Source organism: Sphingobacterium zeae (genome assembly GCF_030818895.1).
Classification (GTDB): domain Bacteria; phylum Bacteroidota; class Bacteroidia; order Sphingobacteriales; family Sphingobacteriaceae; genus Sphingobacterium; species Sphingobacterium zeae.
In genome coordinates, this window is sequence record NZ_JAUTBA010000001.1 from 3,084,740 (window position 1) to 3,110,236 (window position 25,497).

Consider the following 25,497-nt stretch of genomic DNA (forward strand, 5'->3'; position numbering starts at 1 on the left):
ATGAATTATTGTGAATTACAGATAACAAGTAATTTCAGTTTTCTCGAAGGTGCCTCACATCCCGAAGAATTGATTGAACAGGCGGCTCAATTGGGCTATCATGCTGTCGCAGTAACAGACCGTAATAGCCTTGCTGGTATTGTTCGCGCACATATAGCGGCCAAAAAAGCCGGTATACGACTTATTCCTGCCTGTCGCTTGGACTTACAAGATGGCCCTAGCTTACTCGCTTACCCGACAGATAAAGAAGCTTATGGTCGACTTTCAACATTGTTAACCGTTGGGAACTTAAGGACTGAAAAAGGCAAATGTGAGTTGTATAAAAAAGATGTATTTCAATATGCTGAGGGAATTATGTTTATTATTTGTCCACCTGAAAAATTGGTGGCTGGTTTTGAGCTAGATCCTTTTTTTATTGAATTTGTACAGCAATGTCAACAGTTCCTCCAGGGCTTTCTTAGTCTAGGTATTAAAAAACTTTATCGGGGAGATGATTCAAAACTATTGTTTAGAATAAATCAACTGGGTAACCAATTCGATATCCCACTTGTTGTTCTCGGCGATGTATATTATCATATACCCGAAAGACGTGAATTGCAGGATATTTTAACTTGTATCCGTCAAAAATGTACGATACAAACTGCTGGATTTAATTTGTATCCCAATGCAGAGCGCTACCTAAAGTCAATCACTGAAGTTGAACGTTTGTTTAGGGGGTACCCAGAGGCTATCGAACAGAGTGTAAAAATTGCCAACGCTTGTCATTTTTCCTTAGATGATTTGAAATATGTATATCCCGATGAGTTATCTTCTAATGGGCGAACGACGCAGGAGGAATTAACCTATCTAACTTGGGAAGGAGCCAAGAAAAAATTTGACGGTGATATACCCGATAGCATTCGGGAAACGATTCAAATGGAACTCGATTTTATCGAACGTAAAAATTATGCTTCTTATTTTTTGACGGTATACGATTATGTTCGATTTGCCAAAGAAAAAGGAATTTTATGTCAGGGGCGAGGTTCAGCGGCAAATTCTACGGTTTGTTACTGTTTAGGAATTACTTCGGTGGATCCCTCTAAATATAGGCTTCTTTTTGCACGATTTATGTCCGATGCCCGCGATGAACCACCAGATATAGATGTCGACTTTGAACATGAGCGTCGTGAGGAAGTAATCCAGTATATTTATGAGAAATATGGACGCAACCGGGCTGCCATTGTGGCCACAGTTACACAAGTACGTTCAAAAGGAGCTATACGTGATGTTGGTAAGGCCATGGGACTATCTTTAGATGCTGTAGGGCGTTTAGCAGGCATAGTAAGTAGCCATTGGGATGATGTTATCAATTTAGAGCGTTTGGTTGAACAGGGCTTTAATTCCGAAGACCAGCATCTGAGAAAAGTGCTGGAATTGACGCATCAATATATTGGATTTCCGAGGCAACTGGGCCAGCATACTGGTGGGTTTGTAATTACACAAGGTAATTTACATGAACTCTGTCCTGTAATAAATGCTCGAATGGATAATCGCACCAATCTCGAATGGAATAAAGATGATCTGGAAGCACTTGGTTTTCTGAAAGTAGATGTATTGGCTTTGGGAATGTTGACCTGTATCCGAAAGGCTTTTCAACTCGCAAGAAAACATTACGGAAAAGAGCTTACACTCGCCGACATTGGAGCCGAGGACGATCCAAAGGTTTACGATATGATCTGTCATGCAGATACCTTAGGTGTATTTCAAATTGAAAGCCGGGCACAGATGTCGATGTTGCCGCGATTAAAACCACGAAAATTTTATGATTTGGTCATTGAAGTGGCTATCGTACGTCCGGGACCTATACAAGGGGATATGGTGCATCCCTATTTACGTCGTCGAAATAAAGAAGAAGAAGTTGATTATCCTAGTCAAGAGATCGAAGCTATTCTTAAAAAAACCTTAGGAGTTCCTCTTTTCCAGGAGCAGGCCATGGAAATTGCTATAGTTGCAGCAGGATTTACGCCTGCGGAAGCCGACGAATTGAGGCGTAGTATGGCAACATTCAAATCCAAAGGGCAGGTATCTTCCTTTCACCAAAAAATGGTCGATGGCATGGTCAAAAAAAACTATTCAGAAGAATTTGCCAATCGAGTCTTTAAGCAGCTGGAAGGATTCGGTAGTTATGGTTTTCCAGAGAGCCATGCAGCATCTTTTGCATTACTAGTATATGTGTCCTCATGGCTTAAGTATTATTATCCAGATATTTTTGCTGCATCCTTATTGAATAGTCAGCCGATGGGCTTTTATCAGCCCGCTCAAATTGTTATTGATGCACAGAAACATGGTGTACTGGTACATCCTATTGATGTAAATCATTCAACTTGGGACAATACGTTAAAGGGTGAGATGGGTAAACCGCATGCCCTTCAATTGGGGGTACGCCAAATTAAAGGATTTTCTGTTGAAGAGGCCGTTGTGCTAACTACTGGTCGGCACAAGGGCTATTCATCCATTGCAGCAATGATGGACGTTGGATTATCGCTTGCTACCTTAGAAAAGTTAGCGCATGCAGATGCGTTTAGGTCGCTGAATATGGATCGTCGACAAGCACTTTGGGAAATTACAGCATTAGGTGATCGGCCAATTGAATTATTTAAAGGGCAAGCTTCTGAAAGTATAACAGAGGGACAGATCCAGTTACCATTGCTTACGGAAAGTCAGCATGTAGTTGCAGACTATGCGAAAACATCGCTATCCATTAAAGCACATCCGGTGAGCTTTTTGCGTGGAAAGCTAGATCTTCTCCATGTAGTGCCGACAGCAAAATTGGGCGGGATAAAAAATGATATGCCAGTAAAGATATGTGGATTAATTACCGTTAGGCAACGTCCAGGAACCTCTAAAGGTGTTTTATTTATCACCATTGAAGATGATACAGGTTTTGCAAATATTGTGGTTTGGAGTACTGTGTTTGAAAAATATCGGAAAGAGATCCTTCGGGCAAAGCTCCTTATGATCGCTGGTAAAATTCAAGCTGAAGGAGAAGTTATTCATGTCATTGCTCAGCGCTGCTTTGATATGTCTGGATTGTTAAAGGATCTAACAGCAGAAAATGATAATGCTGCAGGCGTTTTTCATAAAGGAAGAAATTTTCATTGATCTCACCCTTATTAATCTCATTTTTGAAGTAAATGCATTTAATCCGCGTAGGTAGCAAGCATTCTAATCTATGCGCAACTTGCTTTAATTCAACTAATAAATGGACATTTGGCCGATGTTGCTGAACAAATTATGTTCTATTTTACTTTTTAGAAGGTAAACATGCCACTGCACACACGACACTCAACAGCAATATGACCGATAGTGACATTGAGTAGCCATAGGATGAGGAGATATGCTGCCAACCAAAAAAAATGCTTTCTTTTTGATGGAGAAATACACCAACAATACAAGCAATGCCTAGGCAGATCGATAATTGTTGTATGGTAAGATAAACGGCAGTGCCGTCAGCAATTAATGTCTCATTGAGATCTTTTAAAGCAAGTGTCATTAATGCGGGCAATACACTGCCACAGCCAATACCATAAAAAAAGAAGAGCACGTGCAATTGATCATTATCTAAAAACTGTGTATTAAAAATAAAAAGATGAAACAACAAACCCAAAATCATAATTGCTAATCCAGTAAGTATAACTATTTTTCCATAACGCTGTATTAATCTACTTACAATAACGCTAGCGAGTACATAACCCATGCCTTGGTAAATGAAAGCAATGCCAGTCATTGTAGACGTGTAATTTTTTTGATTTTGAAGGTAATTTGAATTAATGATAAAGTAGGCATCCTGAACCATATAATAAGCTAATGCAGCGAGAAGCCCTATGTTGAAAATCCTATTTTTGAATAGCATGAAATTTAGTAGGGTAGGATAACCTTTTTGTTGTTGTTTTCGTTGCTTTTTTAGAAACAATAAAACGAAAAAAAGTGTTCCTACTAACAGGAATTGTGACCACAATGGCCATTTCAACTCCGGACCCATGATTAATGGAAAAATTATCCCCATCAAAAGCGCAAAAAATGTGAGCATTGGCATAAAGGAGATCGAAGATTTTACACTGGAATCATCTTTAGGCGTATACCGATAAACAGATAAGAAGGCAAGAAATCCAATAGGTACATTGATTAAAAAGATAAGGCGCCAGCTTTCGTTTATCCAGATTTGATCGGGGAGTATTCCACCCAATAACTGACCTATCACCGAAGCAATACCCGCTATACTTCCATAGATGCCCAATGCCATGGATCTCTTTTCTGGATTTTCAAATAGTAAAGTAATCAGTGCAATACCTTGTGGAACCATCAATCCGGCACTAATTCCCTGGGCCAGCCTTCCGAGCAATAAGGCGTAGAGATTGCTTGAAACACCACATAAAAAAGAAGCGAGGGTAAAACCGGCCATTCCAACTAAATATAACTTTTTCTTTCCATAGCGATTTCCGGCATTTCCGGCATAAATCAAAATACTTGCGTAACCAACAATATAAAGTACAATAATCCATTGCGTATCACTATTACTTAAGTGGAGCGCATGCTGAATGTTCGGAAGGGAAACATTCAAAATAAAAAGGTCTATGACGAAAAGAAATACAGCAGTTGAAAGAAACAAAATATGAAGTAGATCTTTAATTTGAAAGCTCATATAGAAAGTTTTTAATAATTTTACGGGTAAAAATAGTTTGGATATTTTTTTAAGTCAAGTAGTTGCAAATTATGTACTTGGTATGTTTTTGTGAACTAATGTTTAGTATCAGGTGATTATGAATGAAAAAAAAGGTGAAAATTTTGGCTCTTGTTGTGATGTCAATGGAATTTTTAAGATCATAGGTGGAAAATGGAAGGTACTGCTCATTAAAGCTATAGCGAAACAATGTCCCAAAAGATTTGGTGAGCTTAGGCGTGAAATGGAAGATTTGGCGCAAACGACATTGACTGTCCAGTTGCGTGAGCTCGAACGTGACGGAATTTTATGTAGACAGATTTATGCCGAATCTCCGCCACGGGTAGAATACAAACTCAGCGAGTTGGGAAAAACTTTATTGCCGGTCATCGAAAGACTTGATGAGTGGTGGGCAAGTTACCAGAGTAAAAGGGGATAGATGGAAAACGAATACAATAATCTAATCAATTCCAACTGCCTTTTTGAGCACGTATATACCGGCATGATTTGAAATGCTTACGACGTCTTGCTTATAGCAAGACGTCTTCATCCGTGATTCCTTTAGACAATAAGTCGGAAATACTTCGCAGTGTTCTTTGAGAAATTTCTGTTAGCGCTTCAGTGGTGAAGAAAGCCTGATGTGCGGTTACCAAAACATTAGGATAACTCATTAATAGTTGTATGGTCTCATCTTCAATAATTGTCGTTGATAAATCTTTAAAAAACAATTTTTCCTCTTGTTCATAAACATCAATACCCAGTAATCCGATTTTGCGCTCTTTAAGCGCTTTGATAACATCATTGGTATGAATTAAGTTACCTCTACTTGTATTAATGATTGTAACCCCATTCTTCATCTTATCCAATGATTCCTTATTAATCAAATAGTGGTTTTCAGGAGTGAGCGGACAATGTAGCGAAATGATGTCTGATTCCTTAAAGACCTCATCCAACGATTTATAATCGACGCCTTTTGCTGTAAGCTCAGGATCTGGATATAAATCATAGGCAATGACATGCGCGCCAAATCCTAAGGCGATTTTGATAAAAGCCTTTCCAATTTTTCCAGTGCCAATTACCCCAATCTTTTTCTGATAAAGATTGAAGCCCAAAAGCCCATGCAATGCGAAATTTTGCTCCCTAACCCGATTATAAGCTTTATGCGTTTTACGATTTAATGTCAATAACATGGCCATTGTATGTTCAGCAACTGCTTCGGGAGAATAAGCAGGAACTCGACACACTTTTATTCCAAACTCCCGTGCCGCCTCTAAATCAATATTATTAAAGCCCGCACAGCGCAAGGCTATCAATTCAACACCTTTTTCAGCCAGTACTTCGATAACTTGTCGGTTAAGTTTATCATTGACAAATGCACAGATTACCTTCTCGTCTTCAATAGCATTCACAATGTGTGGCCCTAAATGTGTTTCGTAAAAATTAAACTGAAAGCCATACGTCCTGTTTTCTTTTTCAAAGAATAATTTGTCATATGGTTTTGTGGAAAAGAAGGCGATTTTCATAAATTGTTTGCTACGTATTAGTATACTATAAATATACAGTATAAATTAGTTAATCGGGGTATATACCAGCGGTTTAATTTAGTCCAATCACATTAAACTATGCAGTAGAGTCTTAAGACTATTAAATAATAAGTTGAACAATATCGTGGTGAATACACGAAACCAACATGCTAAAGCATGCGATGAATTGAAATCAGTGCTAATTAATTTTTGCAGTCTTGTAGTTGTGCGTCTACAACGAATTCTGTTTTTTTTTCTAAACTTTGTCGTACTATGAAGTACTAAAATTAAAGCTCCTATGAAGAACGAAAAGAAGAGAATGACGATAATAGTATTTTAGCAGGATTTAAGGTAGGCGCCAATGATTATATTAAAAAGCCTATTTCTCCGCACGAGCTGATATCACGTGTACGGTTAAGGATAGGTCATGCTTAATCAACGATTGTGAGCTATTTTGCTCGTATCTATCCGTATGATAAATTTTTATATGATGTGGAAGTGTATTTTAAGTCTATTGTCATTAGTAACGATAGTGCAAGCACAAGAGCGAATTACATTAGTTGAGTATGGGAAAACGGCTTATATCATTCAAGCGGATATAGAGAATCCTGTTTCAATGCAAGCCGCGCATGTTATCAATTCCTTCACAAAACAAAGTACGGGTGCAGACTATGCTATACAAGCTAAAGTTGATGTTTCGGATGCTATTATCCTGGAAAGCCTACCCATAACGGAATCCTTTCCCGAGGATAGTTATGCTATTGATGTTGTGGGAAAGACTATTTGGATTAAGGGAAGTGGTAGAGGAGTGTTATTTGCGGCATACCGTTATGTAAGGGATATCATTGGTGGAAGGAAATGGTATATAGGTAATGAAAATACTTACATTCCTAAGGCTACAGATTTGTATGTCGCTGCAGATCTAAAAATTTTTTCAAAACCAAGTTTTCAGTATAGAGAGGTCTATTTCCCAGTAGAACTGGATCAGGAATACATGGATTGGTATGGTCTACATTATTTGGAAGATAAGTGGGGGGATTGGGGACACACTGCGAGTAAAATATTGCCACCATCGATTTATTTTAAAAGTCATCCCGAGTATTATTCCCTGTTTAATGGAAAGCGACAGCCGGTTCAGCTTTGTCTATCTAATGAAGATGTCTTTACACATACCGTTGCTTACTTTAAGCGCAGGATGCTTGAAAATCCGGAGGCTATTTATTGGTCTATTGCGGCTAATGACGATAGGGGAAGCTGTACTTGCGATCGTTGTCAGGCTATAGATAAGCGCGAAGGGGGACCGCAAGGCTCATTAATACACTTTGTGAACAGGGTAGCCGCAATCTTTCCAGATCAGAAATTCACGACATTGGCTTATCTTGAAACGGCCAATGCACCTGCACATTTACGTGTGGCAGATAATGTATCAGTAATACTAAGCAATATTGATGCTTTCCGCAAAAATGATGTCACTGTTGAAGCCTCAGCTGCAACTTTCAGAAGGCAATTGAGCGCTTGGAAATCCAAAGCGAAGCATGTGTTTGTATGGGATTATTTGACTCAGTTTACCAATTATCTTGCACCATTTCCAATTCAAGGAACGATGCAGAAAAGTCTAGATTATTTGAAAACACGAGGTGTAGAAGGCATTTTTTTACAGGGCGGTGGAGCGACTTATAGTGATATGGCGGAACTAAATGCCTATGTTTTGGCCAATCTTGCCTGGGATACGAACGTTCGCTCAGAAGATCAGTTGATGAATGAATTTATCGAGGGCTATTACGGTAAAGCCGGCCCGTTTGTGAAGGCATACCTGAAACAGCGAAGAGGTCTTTTGCCGGGGCCGTCCTCTGCTTTGTCGATTTATGGAAATCCAATTGATAATAGAATTGATTTTTTAAGTCCAGAAGCCATGGATCACTATAGGACGTTATTAGAAAAGGCAGAAACTGTCAGTAAGGATAACCCCTTATTGGCATCACGGGTTAGACGTATCCAATTAGGGCTGGATTACACTTACTTGCAGCAAGCAAGATTTTACGGTTCCCATGATCATGGTATATTTGTGCGCGATGGTAATCGGTGGGTGGCGAAAGCGGATGTAAAGCGCATGGTTGCTCAATTCGTTGAAGATGCCAAAAGGCTAGGGGTAATTGAACTCGCCGAGGCTGGAGCATCGCCTGATAGTTATGCAAAAGAATGGACTGACATCTTCAATGCCGGAGTTAGAATAAACAAAGCTTCAGAAGCAAGTATTACATCGAAAAATCCATTTGATCCATCATTCCCTGCAAATGGATTAAAAACACTTACGGATAGCGTTCCGGGCTATTTGGATTATAGTTACAATTGGCTATTGTGGAATGGTAAGGTAATGGATATTACTTTCGACTTTAAACAACCAACACAGATAGATACAATCGAACTCAATTTTCTGAAAGATGCCCGGCATTGGATATTTCCGCCAAAGGAATTACATATTTTGCTCTCTATAAATGGGAAAGATTTTCAAGAAGTATCCGTTCAGAAACATGCATCCATGAAAGAAGATTATAAGGTGGATAAAGTTCGATATCAAACATCAATAAATAGTAAGGTTACTGCTATTCATATTTATGCTGTCCCGTTTAGAAAATTACCGCTATGGCGTAATCATCCCACAAAGCATCCACTGATCGCGTGTGATGAAATTTGGCTATATTGAAAGGATGTAATACTTTACTTAAGTTCCAGTTGTTTTCGATATGGTTGTTTATCGTTGCAATACTCTTCGGTGCCATCGCCGCCGCAGCATTATGGGGAGTTTTAAAGCCTAAAAATTACTTTATGCCACTTTTATTTAACGAGTTTTATAAGCATCCATCTACGTATGATACTCGTTAAATAGAAGTGGAATGTTGCTGGCAAAAAAAAGCTATCTGAAAGTTTTTAGATCATCAATAAAGTTTACCACCTGTTCCTCTTCGGTAGCCCAAGAGGTTATTAGGCGAATAGCAGCATAATCATGATCTATTTCTTTCCAAATATAAAACTGATATTTTTGACTCAATACCTGAATGAGAGACTTTGGTAAAATAGGGAATAGCTGGTTTGTTGTGGAATCAGTTAAAAACGAATACCCCTTTTCTTTAATTGCTTTGGCGATTTGCATTGCATATGAATTTGCTTTTTGCGCTAGTTGAAAATACAAATTATCTTTAAACAATTCGAGAAACTGAACGGATAATACACGACCTTTGGCTAGTAAGGCACCTTTTTGTTTGACCGCATATTCGAAATCCATCGCCAATTCGGGCTTATTGAAAATGACAGCCTCACCTAAAAGCGCACCGTTTTTTGTACCTCCAATATAGAATACATCACAATACTTTCCAAGATCTGATAGCGATAAATCATTGTTTGCCGCTGTCAATGCATGTCCTAAACGGGCACCATCCAGATACAGTAGCAAGTGATTTTCCTGACAACATCCATATAACGCCTGTAGTTCTAATAAGGTATAAATTGTCCCAATTTCTGTAGAATTTGAAATATAAACTATTCGTGGTTTTACCACGTGTGGCGCCAAAGCATGCTCATTCAATGTTTTTATGATATCGTCAGGAGTTAATTTTCCATTTATAGTGTCTATGCTAATAACTTTATGCCCGGTTGCTTCAATAGCACCCGTTTCATTGGCATATATATGTCCAGTCTTTGCACTAATTACGGCTTCATGAACGCGTAAGAGAAACGATAGTACCAATAGATTAGTCTGTGTCCCCCCCGATAAAAAATAAACGGAGGCTAGTTCATTAGCTATCTTTCTCTTTATAATGGCTTTTGCTTCTTTGGCATATTCATCCTCTCCATACCCAGGTTGCTGTATGAGATTTGTTTCAATAAGTTTATCTAAGATGCGGGGATGCGCCCCTTCTGAATAATCGTTTTTAAAACTATACATAAATTTATTTTTTAGTTGACCTGCCCATAACTATTTTGTTCTCAATGTTACTAACATTAGCAATGAATCTTGACCGAATCAAATGTATAAATACAATATCGTTTTTTTATAATCTTAAACTTGAAAAAGATTCCTTTCTGAACCACTATTGCTGCATGATTAAAAAAGAAAGGATAAATTAGTTAGTGGCTTTAAATCAATCGTTTATCTATATTAAATTATGAGAAGACTTGTAATTGCTGAAAGTATCTTGCTGGTATTTGGAATGGACTACACTTTCAATACCTTTAAGCATTTAACTAGGGGAAATTTTTTCATATCATGGATATTGATGGAAGCAAAATAGCGCTTTGGCAACTGAATGATATGGTTTACGAAAAGATCGGAATTGTTATGGGAGTCATCACTATAAACTAAGTTATTTTAGTCCCGTACAGTAAGAACCGATTTTAACATGAGATGCCTAACGCAATCAAGAGCGGTAGCTGAGATAGCCCCCAAAAAATAAGCGGCTAGATCTGACCATACAAATCCCTGGCCAAATACAAGACGTAACAGCACATTGGTTCTTATCCATACAAAGAACGGAGATTGTATGAGTTGTAAAAATTCGATCGTAAAACAGAATAAAACCGTGATGATGCTGGAAAAGAGTAATGATTTTTTAATAAATAGAAATCGTGCTAGCCAGTACACCATCACAGCATAGAGGACATCACCGCATATTGGTGGTATTGCCACTATTTTTCGGGACAACAGACCGAGAATGGTAGTTGTTATGGCTAAAACGAGGTACTGAATCTTTGTAATGCTTTTCATCACGATAATGGAAGCTTGGTTTATTGCCTTAAATAGGAGACCGTTGGAACAGCATTCCCGAAAATCTTCTTGTTTCCTTTTGTCGCTACAAATTCACCATGTTGTGCTATCGTACTGGCAATTGAAAAAATCACATTGGTGTCGGTTTGAGGATGTATTGTAGCGAGTAGTTGTTTGTTTTGATCAAATATCTGAAGCTGGTTGACCAGCGTTTGGTTGATTTCCATGGAATGAATTGTCGCTAATGGAATAGTTTTGGGATCTTTTTTCGAGTTCTTAATGGATAAATTCTTACTGTCAACCTGTATATCGATCTTAGGATTAATGAATTGTAAGAGGATAATCAGTGGTCCAATTACAACTACCGCGACCAATATGCCTAAACCTTTAGCGGAACCAAAATTGTTTGCTGCATCAGCAAGCCCATTTATACCACCAAAAAAGACATAAAGAAGCACAAATACTACTGCTAAATAACCTAATCCGAACATTAAACCCTTTTTTACATTATGTGATTTAAATTGAAAAGTCTTCATAAAATGCGTATTTAATTTTTCGATGTTTTTTTGTTAAAGATATTTATATTTATGTAATCAGACTGATTAGTTATACATATTTTTTAATTTTATCATAGGCAACATTGGAGAGTATCATTGAGATTAAGCGAGCTAACTTGTTAAAGAAGTCAGATTACTTTCTATTATTGAATTATACAGTATTCTCAACCCTTGGGATTGTCAGTATATTTTGGGATTGGCAAGCAAGTATTGGTCCTTTGATAGGTACGATTTTGATTTTAATAATCATTCGTAAAGTAGATATTTGGTCCTATATAATCTGGTTTATTTTTGGATTTATTAGTTTAAGCTTTTTTTTATCGTGGATATTTAATCTGTCTTTCGGGATATTTTTGCTGCAAACTACCTGTTTTACAGCAGTTAAGCCTGCGATTTCTACATTCAAGGAAATTGGACTTCACCGTACCCATATTGTATTTTCGTTGAATTCTACTGAGTTTACGTGTCTATGCCCAGAAGATAGTGATTACAAAGGGTACTCAATGAATCCCATGGGCTATAAAAAACGGTTTAAGATAGCCGACATCATCTTTGTGAAACGTGATCGACAAAATTTAGTTATTGCCCTAAGAGAGTGCCTCATTCGTCCTCGTGAACTAAATACAGAAGATATAGACCTCATCCTAAATTTTTTTCAGGAGCGCATGCCTCATCTTACCAATACTCTTGAACTGGAAAGTGTTCGCCAAGGAGAGGAAAGAATAGCTTGGGTTAAATTAACGGTTATTGCTATACCTGCTATTTCCGCGGGACTTGCAATCTATTTTTTTGCCGATAACGGAAGAAATTTTTATAGCACAATTTTGGCCTTCGTTTTGGCAATACTTCTTTCAGTAATTTTATTAAAAATTACTGATAAGTCTCATCACCATCCTAAAAATGACTAGCGTTGTTATTTAAGAAATTTGCGTACCATTGCCCAGAAGATTTTATAATACGCCTTTGATTTTTGAAATCAACATAAACAAGTCCAAATCTTGGACGATAGCCCTCTGCCCACTCGAAATTGTCAAGAAAAGTCCATACAAAATATCCTTTAATATTTACATTTTCCTGTTTTGCACGATAAACTTGTTTTATAGCATCCTGTAAATAGGTAACTCTTTTTGCATCATGAACCATACCATTTTCAACTTGATCGGCAAACGCAGCTCCATTCTCAGTGACTATTAAAGGGGGCATATTAGGATATGTACTAAATTTTTTAAGCATATAGTAGATGGAAGCTGGGTAAACCTCCCAATTCATTTCGGTCATTTCCACTTTACGCTCTTTCGCAGATACTATTTTCGCCCGAAGATAAGGAACAAACATTGCGTACCGTATAACTTCCCGTGTATAATTTTGTACCCCTATGAAATCCATATTAAATTTCAAATCTTTTTCATCATTCCCTTGAATGTACTTTTCGATTCTATTCAGGATTTTAATCTCTTCGGTAGGATAGCTCATACCTAAAAGCGGCTCTATAAAGAGACGATTTAGCAATACATCTGCTTTTTTTGCCGCTACCATGTCCTTATCCCTTGAAGAAAAAGGTTCTACGTGAGAACAGGAGAATGTGGTGCCAACATGACTATCAGCTTGTATTGATTTAATGATTCGCCCTCCATGTGCCTGTGCTAAAGCAGCATGATGGACTGCAGCCAAAAAATTGCCCAAGCCTCTTCTTTCCGGCGCATGTACACCAAAGAAATAGCCCGCGGCAGTGAAGACAGTAGGCTCATTGAGCACCATCCAGTTCTTGACACGATCGCCATAGGTCTGCACACATTTGGAAACGAATTCTCCAAACCATTCTTTCACCTCACGGTTTACCCAACCACCTTTTTTCTCTAATGCATGCGGTAGATCCCAATGATACAATGTAATCCATGGCGTAATTCCAAGTTCAAGAGATAGATCAATTAGGCGGTCATAAAAATCCAGACCTCTTTGATTTACTTCGCCTATTCCGTTTGGAAATATACGGCTCCATGATAAAGAAAATCTGTAATTAGGAATATGCATTCCCTTCATTAGATATAAATCCTGGACATACCGATTGTAAAAATCACAGGCTTCATTGCCATGTTGATTTTGGAATACGCGATTCCTTTTTTGTACGAACACATCCCATATTGACGGACCTTTCCCATGCAAGTCATGAGCCCCTTCAATCTGGTAGGCAGCTGTAGAAACTCCCCAAATAAAATCTTCGCCAAAGGCGTCTTTGGTTAAAAGCATGTATGATAATATAATTATTGGACCTTAATGTCAATTCTTTTAAACCATTAAGTTTTGTAAAATCTTAACGGTGAATAAAAGGAACTGAATTGACCCAAAAAGATTCTAAATAAAATCCGCTCGACAAAATAGCTTATTGTTTTCATAATACATACGTTAATCTCTTTTAACTTTGGTAACTATCGTACTATAAAATAACAAAACTTATATGAAGTCGATGTGAACGAAAGATTAAATATCAAGACAATAAATGATTCGATGAGCTGGCAGAAAAGAACTATTTGATTTCAAATTCCGTATATATCGTTCTCTTGAATTCTAAAACTTCTGGTATAATTTTGAAGCCATCACCACCATATCCCTTATTGAATGTATCTAAAGCCATTCCTGTTCAATATTGGTTTGATTCGTTTGACGCGCTGTGTCGACAGCCCATTCTAAAAGTATAAATGAATTTCTTTTTCATACATTTTGATGTTCAATATGATGTTTATAATTAAGTAATCGCTTAAATATAATAAATATATAGAAGACACCTATTCGAAACATCAATTGGAGGAATTGGTTGCAGAGATAAATTTAATAGGCTAATAAAATTGTTTGTATAAAAATGGCCAGAATTCTTTCCGGCCATGACTGCTTTGTAAACTGTTTTTTCAAGTATCGATTATGCTAATCAACGCTCTTTGAATAGATCTTAAGCTGCTTTTGCAATGACTTTCTAGCCATATGTATCCGTGTTTTGACGGTACCCTCCGGAATTTGAAGATGCTCTGCGATCTCATAATATTTAAATCCTTCTAAGAACATTACAAAAGCATTGTAATAGTCCTTCGAAAGACTATTTAATGCGTGTTGAATATCCGATGCAACAAAATTACTTTCTCCACGATTCGTTGTCATGTCATTTCGATAACCAGTGCTGATATATTCACTTCTATAGTTCTCCAGTCGTTTATTACGCGTATATTGATTGATATACGTATTTTTCATAATGATATATAGCCATGACATCAATTTAGGATGTTTCAGGAACTTTTCGATAGATGCTAGTGACCTAACCATGGTTTCCTGCACCAAGTCCTCCCGCTCATCCGGATCATTTGTAAATTGCGCTGCCAAATATTTCAATGTAGGTCTTTTTTCCTTAAAGAGTTGATCGATTGTTGTATTTTCCATTTTATCAAATTTTAAGTGTCTATCTTATTGCTTTTACTGCAATTAGGATGCTAGAAAACAGTGTTGAAATTGTAGCTGAGCGAGTATTTAAGTTTAGGATAAAGTTTATGTTTTTTTTAAATAATTGTAAATCAGTTTTTTAATTTATTTTTTTATGGTGTCAAAGTCTTTTTAGTCAGTCTATTTTGCTTAAACAATGAGTGTTTTCCTGCTTAATTTCCCCTTTTTATCTACAGCTTATACGTATTTATACGCAGTGCGTTAATTTGTACATTTTATTTACAGAAATAGATATTAATTTTTAAAACTGTTGTACCATTTAAATGGTTATAGGTACAACATGACGTGGAAAGCAATATGGGGAACGACAACAAAAAGATATATTTCGACGTATCGGACGGAGAGAAAGAACACTGCGAAAGTTTTGAAGATCATACGGAATTGAAGCAAGCATGGGACGGTAGTCAGGAGGACTTCTATAAATCGATTATCAAAAACCAACAGGATGATCTAGGAAAAATAGGACGGTATTTTCGAGATGAATTGGCTCAGGAGCTTTATGGAATGCGTATATCACTTCAGAATTTTACAAATCGCTATGGTGATTTCGAAGAATTACGTAGTTTACGTGATTCATTAGGGACCTTGGTTATAGAAATTCGCAATAAAGCAATTTTACTTTACAATCCGATTTTAAATGACTTAGGAATTTTTCATGCGGTAGACGAATTGGTAGGGAATTATAAAAATCAATCTGGTTTTACAATTGATACGTTACTTGATCCGCATTTGAGCGAGTTGCACCGCGAGACACAAGTCCATCTATTTAAATTCATAACAGCTTTATTTCAATATTTAAATGACGAGGTAGCTGCTCAGGCTATTGCAATTTCATTACAGGTGATTGAATGTGAGATCTTAATTAAAATTTCTCCCTTTTTTAGACAGGGAGATGCATTCTCAAAAACACCGTCTGTAAGTAATCCTATGCGTTTAATAAAGATTGCTGAGCTTTACAACGCACGCATTGTGAATGACTCGCTGGCGACGGGTATTATAATTAAATTGACTATTTAAACAGATAATAATGATAAAAATCCTATTGGTTGAAGACCACATGGTTGTTCGTAACGGAATAAAATTACTATTGGAATCGCAAGATGGATTTGATGTTGTTGGGGAGGCATCAAATGGAAAAGAGGCACTCCAATTCCTAGCTTCAAATCCTGTCCCAGATATTGTATTGACCGACATCAGTATGAATGAAATGGATGGGATGGAACTATTGCAGGTGATAAAAAAGCAGTATGAAACGGTTAAAGTGGTTATATTATCCATGCTTAATCAGATCAATTATGTTATTGAAGCTTTCGAATCTGGTCTTTCGGGTTACTTGGTTAAAAACGTAGGCTATAGCGAATTACTGTTTGGATTAAATCATATCGCTGCTGGTGGTCGGTATCTGAGTGAAGAAATCGCCATGCTATTATTGGATCAAGTCAGCTCCGGACAGAGCTATACGCAGCTGCGGGGAGAAATCTATGAAGATTTCGACATCTCAGATCGAGAGCTTGAGGTATTAAAACTAATAGCTGAGGGGTATACCAATGTGGAAATTGCAGACAAGATTTTTTTAAGCAAGCGTACGGTCGAGGGCCATAGGCAAAACCTAATTGATAAAGCCGGAGTCAAAAATACCGCGCATTTGGTTAAATTTGCTTTCGAAAGAGGTATTCTAAATTAATAGGACGTTCAATTCATTCCTGTATTGATGACTAATCATATCCAATACAGATTGACGTAATGGTCAATCTGTATCTTTTGGGATAATTGGATTTTCGACATCGTCAGCACAATATGATTTTTTTCGTCCTCTTCTCTTATTATGGTTTTCCTCTGTTAAATCTTGATGTTTATAATTGATGTCTTCCTCTTCGTTGGGATCGATTTCGTCTAAGTCTGGTGCAGGGTGCTCAATAGCATCAGTGTCATTTGGATCCGGTGCTGTTCGGTTACCAAGTAATCCTTTTCCATACCATATGTTACTAAAATAGTAGGCAATAATAATACCTCGTTTTACTACTGCACTTTGTGATAATATTTCTTCCATTTCGATTTTGCTTAGTTGATTACATATCATTTTAATGGACGCTATTCTCTCTATAAATAAACAATGTCTGGTAGAAAATAGTTTGACAGATTTCAGTATTCAAGATCAGGGATCAATTGACCAACATTTGTTCAGGGAATGGTTCAACAATAGGGAAATACAGGTGGACAGTAGTGCCTTGGCCGACTTCAGATTCAATTTCTATTGTTCCGCCTAACCGTTCCATTATTCTTTTGACAAGTGACAGGCCAATGCCGGTACCAGGTATTGAACCTACATTATTGGCCCTGGTGAACATTTCATAAATATGTGGCAATTGTTCACTTGGAATTCCAATACCGTTATCCTGAATTTGATAATGCGTATGGTCATTTTCATGGCAACTATCAATTGTTACTATTGGCCTATCAGATTGTGCTGAATATTTTATTGCATTAATAATCAAGTTTGAAAAAATTTGATATGCTGCACTTTTTTCGCCCCATATAGGTAATAGCGTTCCAAAACAGGGCTGACAATTATTAACATTATACAGCATGCTATTTTCCTGAAATATACGCTGTATTGTGTATGCCATCGAAATTGGTTCTTTGTCTAAAATGCTAGAGCGATGTTGGCTTATTTGAACCATATTATTAATGATATCTTCTATGTTTGTAACACTACGGTTGAAATTCTGATACCATCTGTTGATTTTTGTTAAGTCAATATTGTCCGGGTGCTGTTGTAGGAATTGTATTCCCATTTTTAAGATGGACAATGGATTCTTCAAATCGTGTGATAAGGTATGGGTAAACATTTCCAACTCATTATTTAAACTGAGAAGCTCCTCATTCAGCAATTGGCGTTCTTTTAATTTAGCGAAAATAGACTCTTTGATGATTTGATTTAGGCGAAGAACGAAATTGATTTCAGCATCATTCCAAGGTTTGGCGACATCATATCGTATATCCTCCCAAATTTTGAGTCGTTTGTTTTCACGTTCTGTATTTTGCAACATCATCTGCATCACCTGACTACGGTTTTCAATTCTAAACCAAACGATATAATAATCGCTTTCCAGACCGACTTTTAAATACATTAAACCTGCAAAACCAAGTTTATCGTTAAACTTATCCTGATGATTCAGGCGAAAATTGTAATCTTTAAAGACTGCCTTATCGGTATGATTTTGGAGAAATTGTATAATTTCATAAAATTGGGTTTTATTGGGGGCATGCCCATAGTTAAAAATATCACCATGGTTGAATATAGCCAAACCATCTGCATGTACCAGTTGGGTTAAAATATCCATATGCTGAATGAGAGCACAATTTACCATCTTATTTTCAGCTAAGCTTCTCTTCAGCTCTTCTTCAGCATTTTTAAGAAGTTCCGTTCTTTCCAAAAGATTCTGTTTGATATAGCTTTCATATTTGCTGGCTGCTGCCTGGATGGCGAATGTACATAGTTTTCGCTGTTGCAGATCAACTAAACATTTTTCTTTGTTCTGGGCAACTACAAGTCCCCAAAAGTCTTCATCGATACAAATGCGAAAAAACAAGGCGCTTTGCACACCTATTTTTTTTAAAAAGAGACGATGAAGTTCCGGTAATGGAGATAACAAACTCGATAGAGAATCAATACTATCGTCCGTAGAATAAAATTCTTGCCCCTCGATTTCAATATGTGGGGCATATCGATATGAATAGCTTTTATAGTATTCCAAAGCTTGCTCGGGCATAAAATCTTTTGAGAATTCCTTTCCTTTGAAATGAGATTTTCCATTTACAGTATGCTCGGCAACCACTGTACTATAACCTGTTTCCTGAATGTGTAAAACAAAAACCCGATCGTAATTTAGTAATTTGCTCACTGCAGCACATACGAGATCCCAATTATTGGGTTGAATGCTATCGAGCAGAAAATTTAGTTCATTAATTTTTTTGGCAGCGATGTTTTTTTTGTGCTGTCTTTCCCATTCTAAATAAATGAATGGATCATGTTTTCGCAATTTTACGTAGATACGCTCTTTATTTACTTTAATGGTTAAATTATGGCTTGACTGTTGGCTATCAATAAAACCAGTCAATGCATTTTTGACCTTCATGTATGATTCACCAAACAGATCGCTTACACTATGAAAAAAATTCGTTCCTAAGATACTTTCTTTTGAAAAATTCGCATATAACGCAGATTCTGATATTCCGACAACGATAAAATCCCGGTTTAGAACGACGAGGCTTCCAAATGATTGAAGCTTATTGACCAATTGGCTGTTAGATTGATAAGTATGATTCATGCTACACCAAGATTCCTTATGACATAGCTAATATACGGATAAATTACTGTAATTCAGCCAAAAATTACTGTGTTAAGGTCATAAAAAAAATTGTTTTGAAGTGCTCCAAAGCAATACAAGAAAGTATAGAACCTTCTTTTCGGAAAAATTAACTAAAGTTGCACATCAAACTTTTTCGCCACGGCGTTGGCCATACCTTTAATAAGTGATTTCCATTGTGGATAGGAGGCACCCAATTTGGCCGCTAAACCAACGAAATAATTTCGAATGTTGTCGCTTAAGTTCTCGTTGTCTACGTTGATGATCTCATTTCTACCAGCATATTGAAACAGCAAGCTGTTTCTACGTTGTTCGATCAGAAAAGTAGATGATGAAATTCCTTCAAAAAAGTGGGCTGTATTTTTATCATCTGGATGACTTGGATCGGGGCAGGGTTTCAGTGTGATTGCAAATACTTTATAGTCCGCAGTTTTCTCGGACATAATATTAACTACAGTTACCCAGTCGTAACCACCGCTAGATGGAAGTCCAGGACCAGGAATATCTAGTCTAATGTAATCATGCAATTCCAACAAGCGTTCGATGGGCGTGCCGTAGCCCGAAGTGAGCTGAAATACTGCAGCCGGAAGCTCTGCCAGCTCATACCACTGATTCACGTTCTTTAGATTATCTACCGCTAAATCAAAAGCCATACTAGCAATAGCCTCACTTGGAAACTCCAGCGACTCAAAACAATCTAGGCGTTTGCCATCTTTCTGTTCTGGAATGATATTTTTCATATTTCCTCCTTTTCTTTGAATAATAAAACCTTCTGTTATTTTTAGCTTTCTAGATATTACTATCAATTTAACGTGTAACGCTATTTATGCAGCATGAAGTTAGTTGGAATTTATCCTATAATTGACCTCACTGTGGCCATTGCGGCTCGATGCCACCTCCTTCGATTAGCCTAAACTAGCTTTAAGTTTTGCAAGCAAATCATCCGCCTTTGTATGCTTAACTTTCATCTTTCGAATGGTTGGTCGCTTACCCTTATCTTTTTGTTTAATTATTTTTAAAAGGTCGTCCATATATTCATTTTTATAGCTACTAATATCAAAAGATGTGCTATGTTGTTCAATTAGCTGTGTTGCCATGTCCATCTCTGCTTTTTGAATTTTTATCTTATTCGGTAGTTTTAGCCCATCGAGCGTTCTGATCTCTTGTTGATAACGAATTTTATTCAATACTAATGCATTTTCATAAGGCTTTATAATCGCTAGGTGTTCAACGTTCCGCATAACGAAAGATCCTAAACCGGCCATCTTTGTTTTTTGAAGGGCTTTTATCAAGAGTTGGTACGCCTTTTCACCACCTTTCTGTGGCTCTAAATAATAGGGCATCTCAAAATACACACTATCAACATCCGCTACCTTTACAAATGCATGTAAATTGATCAACTTTGTTTTTTCTGGACTTGCATCCTCAAAATCTGCATCTTCCAAAACGATATAATGATCTTTCATAAAATATCCTTTGACAATATTGTCCCATTTCACCTCTTTGCCAGTGTTTTCGTTTACGCGCTTAAATTTAATATTGGCTAAATCTTTCCGATCGAGCATATCTAAATCTAACGAAGCACTTTCAGTTGCACTGTATAATTTAATTGGGATATTGACCAAACCAAAACCAATAGCTCCTGTCCAAATTGCACGCATAAATAATCTTTTTAGTATTATGAGCAGAACCTCGATGCGCATGAAATGGTTTTAAATTTCATAAAATAGCTTTCTCAGATCAACTGCTAAGAAATATGATCACAGATTATGTAGCTGTTGCAACGCCTGCTTGACTATTCTTCCGCAGAAAACGGAATAATTTATCTTCGAGCTTAGCTAACGGTAATTTATCTTTAATCGTTGGAAACTGTCCCTCCATAAACATGCGCTGTATTGCCGGATGCACATAATATTTCTGTGACACTGTCTTGGTATTACCAAGTTGTTCAGCAACACTTTTAATCACGTTATTGAGTTGTCTTTTCCGTGCATTTATAGCCTCAGCCGGTTTGGTTTGCGCAAGCTGATAGAACGCTTCTCTACTAGCTCCCCAAATGCGAATACTTTTGCAGCTGATCTGACCTTTCGAATTTTCCCGCAGATAGTGATTAAAAGCGGAACCACAGAAGCTACTTTCGCAATCTGCGCTATCAATCTGAAATATCCTTTTCCCTTTTATTTTTAGAAGTTCTGTCAATAGCTTTGCCTGTTGACTATTGGACCATGATTTTTGTTGAAAAACACCCTTTTTGCCTTTGTAAGCTAAGGATATCGTGTTGTTTGCAATAGTCACGTGTCTTTTTTCCAATGTGCTCAGGCCATAAGACTTATTGGTGAGGGTGTAGCGCTTATTGCCGATACGTATGAGCGTACTATCCATTATTTTAAAAGCAATTGCACACAGTTTATTCATATCCCACTGCTCTCGCTTAAGATGTTTTGTGCTGATTTTTCTCAATTCCTGCAAATATTTACCCATAAAGAGGATGGTGCTAAATTTAGCCGCTTGCCTTTCGTCAACAAACTTCGAATGATAAATGTACTGTTTACGCTCTTTCTGGTCGAACCCAAAAGCCTGCAAATCGCTTTTGGCACTTTTAGCAATCCAAACATCCTTCCAATTGGGTGGAATTACTAGCTTCGAAATTCTATCTAAAATCTTTTGATCCGAAACTTCCTTTCCGGACATATCGAAATATTTAAAAGATTTGCCTATTTTCTTTCTGGTATATCCAGCCTTTATTTTCATATTACTCTTTAAAGTAGACGTGATCCATTATTTAAGATAGCTTGGTCCTGTTTCCAAGCATCTTGATATACTCCTGCGCTGCTATAGCCCATTAAAATATTTATATTTCCATTTGTTTTTCTTGTTGAGTGAATAATTATTTTCGGTTAATAGAACGAAATAAACATCAGTTCTGTTTTATCAAACCAGCAATATTATTTTAACACAACAGCAGTGATTTAAACGCTGGTATATCCCGTACCGTCAATCGTAAAAAACTCCATTAAAAAGGCCGCTTTAAGGCAGCCTTTTTAATGGAGTTTTTCTATTTATTTTCTCGATCAGCATAGAAGGTCTTTTTATCTTTCTCATTATCTGTTTTGATCGGTTTGTTGCCTGATCCATTTAAAGTTTGTCCCTGCTCAATGGCTTTGACAGTTCCTTTTCCAATAGGACCACCGCAAATAATGAGCGCAATGACCGTACCTTGCTGATTTGTGATTTTAACTCGTGATTTCATACCGTTTATTTCTATTAATTTGCGAATCATTATATCTATTAGGATCTTGGTAATAAGATAACCTTAGCATATTAAGTTTGTTTTAGTTTAATGTTGAGTCTCAAGCCGCCTTTTTATACACCTTGAGTTGCTTTTGCAGCTTCTTCCTCGTCATGTGTATTCTCGTTTTGATTGTTCCTTCTGGAATGCCAAAATAGGATGCTATTTCATGATATTTATACCCTTCAAGGAACATCTGGAACACCTGGTAGTTCTCTTCTGATAAACTGCACATGGCTTTTTCAATGTCGTCCGCAATGAATTTATTCTCGCTTTTATTGGCTTCAACCGTATTGCTGCTCTCTAGACCGATATACGTGTCGTGGATATCGGTAATTCGTTTAGCCTTGCGATATTGGTTGATATATACATTTTTCATGATAACATATAGCCAAGACATTAATTTGGGATGGCGGATAAAATCATCAATCGATTTTAATGCACGAATAAGTGTTTCTTGAATTAAATCCTCTTTTTCATCTGGATCATTCGTAAATTTACCAGCAAAATGTTTCAAAAGGCTTCTCTTTTCTTCGACTAATAAATTTAAATTGTAATTGCTCATAGTACCGTTTGTTAAATTGATGGATGTTTTATTTGGGGAAGTAAGTGCAATTAGAGTGCTAATTTTTCGATTTTAATTCTTCTATAACTTCTTTCAAACAGCTATATGGGAAAAATACGTATGACCAGAATAATTGTTTTTGTAGCAGAAAAACTACAATAAGGCAAACTTCACGCAATCTTAATCATCAATCAGCATCAATTGACCTGATTTTGAAAGGGTATTTGTTCCCTGAAGAAATGTCTAAATTACGGGGTGCTACGTTTTTAATTGAACGTGATGAACGTCTATTTTCATCCACGGTATCCAAAAGTCTTTTTTGTCTTTTTGTTAAACTAATTAGTTTTGATTGTGGTTCTTAGATAAATATTTAATATAAAAACAATTAGACTATGAAGAAGACTAGAAAATTTGCATTAGTTGCATCGACATTAATGGTGGGGGGCGTAATGTTATTCTCCTGTCAAAATTCCAAAAACAATACTTCTGGAGGAGCGGGTCAATCGGACAACATTGCGCCGACTGATGCGGATGAGACACGGTATAATTTAAGCGAGCAGCAAAAGATGAGCATGCAGAAAGATACGAGTCTAGCAGATACACTAAGAAAGGACAGTATTAGCGGTAAGTAGTATTGTTGATAACAGTGATTAGGCCTATAAAGGATAAGCTTTATAAATTTGTTACAGCGTTTGTCTAAAAAAACTCCCTCAACCGAGGAAGTTTTTTTTGTTTTTAAATCGATTCCAAATCATCATCATCTTGTTCAGAACGATTTGGATGTGCTCCGTCGTGATCTTCTTCTGTCTGGATTTTTTCCTTATTGTTGCGATCACGCTGTTCTTCCTCACTTGGGTCAGGTCCATCGCCATTTTCTGGATAATATAGATCAGGAGTTACATCATCAAGATCGGGTACCTTCGGGGGAGTATACGTACGGCCACCGTCATGTGTCGATGGATCGTTGTCTAAGGGGTCTATCCCGTTTAGGAATAGCGCATTGTTGTTAAGATACTGTGTATACGTATCATTAAATCGAATTGCTGCATTCATAATTTTTTTTTTAAAGAGAACATGTATGAACTCTTATTGGTTGATTCTTTTTTATAAAATGTATCGCGTAAAGTTTAATAAAAAATTCAAAACTTTTCATTTACCGATCTTGTTATTAATTCAATTAACGTTATTTATAAATTATAATATAGAGATGCAATGAGAAAATTTACACTTCTTTTATTAATAACAGCGGGTATTGGTTATCAAGCGCACGCCCAAAAAATTGAGACAACTCCTCAGATGTCTTCAGATGTTGGTATTGAACCGATACGTCAGGGAAACTGGATGGTTGGTGGATCGATCGGCAATTTAGGTTATAGTTTTGAAGGAAAGTCATTTAATGTAGCACTTCAACCGAGAGCAGGTTATTTTGTTTCCGATGGTTTAGCCATTGGGGCGCAGGCTAATCTTGGCCTTACTACTATCAAGGATGCCGATAATGATTGGACTTACGGCATTGCGCCATTCGTAAGATATTATTTTCCAAATGCTGGATCAACCACAGGAAGATTTTTTGGGCAGGGTGATATCGGTATTTCGGGAAGTTCAAAGGGTAATGATGTTGCTCTTGCCGTAGGGGCAAATGTTGGTTATGCTCATTTTATAACTAGAACAGTTGCATTGGAAACGACGTTTGGCTATAACTATAGTAAAGCGAATATCAATACCGGTAGTGGGGCAAGCGGATTAGGCTTTGGCGTAGGTTTTCAAATCTATTTACCAGGTAAGCGGTAAATAGGGAAATTAATTTCCACTTAGAAAGGCATGTCTCTAAAATAAATTGGAAACATGCTTTTTTTGTGAACGTATTATTACGTACGCTTTTGTATAAAAGACTTTTTCTTTTCAAAAGAATAAAATTCAGAAAACAAATAGGGTGCAGTAGATGTTTCTTCAAAAACAAGCGAAACGATGACAGCAACAAAGAATATTGGATTGGTACTTAAAGATAGGATGGGTAAATGGTCTTCTTACAATATTCCATTACTTAAAGAGTGCCATCTTAACGACAAGTTAGTGAAGAGCAATGCATTTGAGGGTATTTTTATTGTCGGAAGTTTGGCGACAGGATTTTATATATTTTCATTGTACAAAAATCGTTTTATCGATTTGATGGGTAAGCGAATTGAGATGGAGGAGATCTGTGAACATTTCAATCAATACAAGCAGGCATTCATTTAAATCACTAA

At 37.0% G+C, this 25,497-nt stretch carries 24 protein-coding genes; 9 read left to right on the forward strand and 15 right to left on the reverse strand.

Going from position 1 to position 25,497, the window contains the following annotated elements:
• Entirely contained in the window at positions 1–3,141 is a 3,141-nt protein-coding gene (locus QE382_RS12910) for an error-prone DNA polymerase (protein WP_307186250.1), read from the forward strand.
• Between the two features lie 142 nt (positions 3,142–3,283).
• On the opposite strand, the gene QE382_RS12915 is transcribed toward QE382_RS12910, so the two are convergent.
• On the reverse strand, positions 3,284–4,681 hold the full coding sequence (locus QE382_RS12915; RefSeq protein ID WP_307186251.1) for an MFS transporter: 1,398 nt from the start codon (positions 4,679–4,681) through the stop codon (positions 3,284–3,286).
• A 118-nt stretch (positions 4,682–4,799) separates the two neighbouring features.
• On the opposite strand from QE382_RS12915, the gene QE382_RS12920 reads away from it, so the two are divergent.
• Complete coding sequence (locus QE382_RS12920; protein ID WP_307186252.1) at positions 4,800–5,138, forward strand: winged helix-turn-helix transcriptional regulator; 339 nt, start codon at positions 4,800–4,802, stop codon at positions 5,136–5,138.
• 91 nt (positions 5,139–5,229) lie between these two features.
• Here QE382_RS12920 and QE382_RS12925 read toward each other — a convergent pair whose 3' ends face one another.
• Complete coding sequence (locus tag QE382_RS12925; protein WP_307186253.1) at positions 5,230–6,222, reverse strand: 2-hydroxyacid dehydrogenase; 993 nt, start codon at positions 6,220–6,222, stop codon at positions 5,230–5,232.
• Between the two features lie 487 nt (positions 6,223–6,709).
• Between QE382_RS12925 and QE382_RS12930 the strand changes: the two genes are divergently transcribed.
• Positions 6,710–8,926 carry a glycoside hydrolase family 20 protein gene (locus tag QE382_RS12930; RefSeq protein ID WP_307186254.1) on the forward strand — a complete coding sequence of 739 codons (2,217 nt, stop codon included), beginning with the start codon at positions 6,710–6,712 and terminating at the stop codon, positions 8,924–8,926.
• A gap of 210 nt (positions 8,927–9,136) precedes the next feature.
• On the opposite strand, the gene QE382_RS12935 is transcribed toward QE382_RS12930, so the two are convergent.
• The 3 genes from QE382_RS12935 to QE382_RS12945 form a co-directional block, all read right to left on the reverse strand.
• Positions 9,137–10,165, reverse strand: coding sequence for a threonine aldolase family protein (locus QE382_RS12935; protein ID WP_307186255.1), 1,029 nt, complete (start codon positions 10,163–10,165; stop codon positions 9,137–9,139).
• A 423-nt stretch (positions 10,166–10,588) separates the two neighbouring features.
• On the reverse strand, positions 10,589–10,984 hold the full coding sequence (locus QE382_RS12940; RefSeq protein WP_307186256.1) for a ribosomal maturation YjgA family protein: 396 nt from the start codon (positions 10,982–10,984) through the stop codon (positions 10,589–10,591).
• 20 nt (positions 10,985–11,004) lie between these two features.
• Complete coding sequence (locus tag QE382_RS12945) at positions 11,005–11,520, reverse strand: YdbT family protein (protein WP_307186257.1); 516 nt, start codon at positions 11,518–11,520, stop codon at positions 11,005–11,007.
• A gap of 167 nt (positions 11,521–11,687) precedes the next feature.
• Between QE382_RS12945 and QE382_RS12950 the strand changes: the two genes are divergently transcribed.
• The gene (locus QE382_RS12950) at positions 11,688–12,449 is read left to right on the forward strand and encodes a hypothetical protein (protein WP_307186258.1); all 762 of its coding nucleotides are present in this window, start codon (positions 11,688–11,690) and stop codon (positions 12,447–12,449) included.
• Here the strand turns inward: QE382_RS12950 and QE382_RS12955 are convergent.
• Positions 12,436–13,788, reverse strand: a complete 1,353-nt coding sequence (locus QE382_RS12955; protein ID WP_307186259.1) for a GH1 family beta-glucosidase — start codon at positions 13,786–13,788, stop codon at positions 12,436–12,438. The genes QE382_RS12950 and QE382_RS12955 overlap by 14 nt on opposite strands.
• 672 nt (positions 13,789–14,460) lie before the next feature.
• Positions 14,461–14,967, reverse strand: coding sequence for an RNA polymerase sigma factor (locus QE382_RS12960; protein ID WP_307186260.1), 507 nt, complete (start codon positions 14,965–14,967; stop codon positions 14,461–14,463).
• A 357-nt stretch (positions 14,968–15,324) separates the two neighbouring features.
• Between QE382_RS12960 and QE382_RS12965 the strand changes: the two genes are divergently transcribed.
• On the forward strand, positions 15,325–16,044 hold the full coding sequence (locus QE382_RS12965; RefSeq protein WP_307186261.1) for a hypothetical protein: 720 nt from the start codon (positions 15,325–15,327) through the stop codon (positions 16,042–16,044).
• A 10-nt stretch (positions 16,045–16,054) separates the two neighbouring features.
• Positions 16,055–16,711 carry a response regulator transcription factor gene (locus QE382_RS12970; protein WP_307186263.1) on the forward strand — a complete coding sequence of 219 codons (657 nt, stop codon included), beginning with the start codon at positions 16,055–16,057 and terminating at the stop codon, positions 16,709–16,711.
• Between the two features lie 63 nt (positions 16,712–16,774).
• On the opposite strand, the gene QE382_RS12975 is transcribed toward QE382_RS12970, so the two are convergent.
• The 7 genes from QE382_RS12975 to QE382_RS13005 form a co-directional block, all read right to left on the reverse strand.
• The gene (locus tag QE382_RS12975) at positions 16,775–17,077 is read right to left on the reverse strand and encodes a hypothetical protein (RefSeq protein WP_307186264.1); all 303 of its coding nucleotides are present in this window, start codon (positions 17,075–17,077) and stop codon (positions 16,775–16,777) included.
• 112 nt (positions 17,078–17,189) lie between these two features.
• Complete coding sequence (locus QE382_RS12980) at positions 17,190–19,358, reverse strand: GAF domain-containing sensor histidine kinase (RefSeq protein WP_307186265.1); 2,169 nt, start codon at positions 19,356–19,358, stop codon at positions 17,190–17,192.
• 152 nt (positions 19,359–19,510) lie between these two features.
• Positions 19,511–20,137: a hypothetical protein gene (locus QE382_RS12985; RefSeq protein WP_307186266.1), complete on the reverse strand. Its 627-nt coding sequence runs from the start codon at positions 20,135–20,137 to the stop codon at positions 19,511–19,513.
• A 165-nt stretch (positions 20,138–20,302) separates the two neighbouring features.
• Positions 20,303–21,058: a non-homologous end joining protein Ku gene (gene ku, locus QE382_RS12990; RefSeq protein WP_293957588.1), complete on the reverse strand. Its 756-nt coding sequence runs from the start codon at positions 21,056–21,058 to the stop codon at positions 20,303–20,305.
• Between the two features lie 106 nt (positions 21,059–21,164).
• Positions 21,165–22,148 (reverse strand): DNA topoisomerase IB, encoded by a 984-nt coding sequence (locus tag QE382_RS12995; RefSeq protein WP_307186267.1) that lies wholly within the window; start codon positions 22,146–22,148, stop codon positions 21,165–21,167.
• A 304-nt stretch (positions 22,149–22,452) separates the two neighbouring features.
• Positions 22,453–22,647 carry a hypothetical protein gene (locus QE382_RS13000; RefSeq protein WP_307186268.1) on the reverse strand — a complete coding sequence of 65 codons (195 nt, stop codon included), beginning with the start codon at positions 22,645–22,647 and terminating at the stop codon, positions 22,453–22,455.
• Between the two features lie 100 nt (positions 22,648–22,747).
• Positions 22,748–23,251: an RNA polymerase sigma factor gene (locus QE382_RS13005; RefSeq protein WP_209579282.1), complete on the reverse strand. Its 504-nt coding sequence runs from the start codon at positions 23,249–23,251 to the stop codon at positions 22,748–22,750.
• 392 nt (positions 23,252–23,643) lie between these two features.
• On the opposite strand from QE382_RS13005, the gene QE382_RS13010 reads away from it, so the two are divergent.
• The gene (locus QE382_RS13010) at positions 23,644–23,883 is read left to right on the forward strand and encodes a hypothetical protein (RefSeq protein ID WP_293957585.1); all 240 of its coding nucleotides are present in this window, start codon (positions 23,644–23,646) and stop codon (positions 23,881–23,883) included.
• 103 nt (positions 23,884–23,986) lie between these two features.
• Here QE382_RS13010 and QE382_RS13015 read toward each other — a convergent pair whose 3' ends face one another.
• Positions 23,987–24,304, reverse strand: a complete 318-nt coding sequence (locus tag QE382_RS13015; protein WP_307186269.1) for a hypothetical protein — start codon at positions 24,302–24,304, stop codon at positions 23,987–23,989.
• A gap of 159 nt (positions 24,305–24,463) precedes the next feature.
• On the opposite strand from QE382_RS13015, the gene QE382_RS13020 reads away from it, so the two are divergent.
• Complete coding sequence (locus QE382_RS13020; RefSeq protein ID WP_293957583.1) at positions 24,464–25,042, forward strand: hypothetical protein; 579 nt, start codon at positions 24,464–24,466, stop codon at positions 25,040–25,042.
• A gap of 177 nt (positions 25,043–25,219) precedes the next feature.
• Positions 25,220–25,489 carry a hypothetical protein gene (locus QE382_RS13025; RefSeq protein WP_293957582.1) on the forward strand — a complete coding sequence of 90 codons (270 nt, stop codon included), beginning with the start codon at positions 25,220–25,222 and terminating at the stop codon, positions 25,487–25,489.
• The last annotated feature ends 8 nt before the right edge of the window (positions 25,490–25,497 follow it).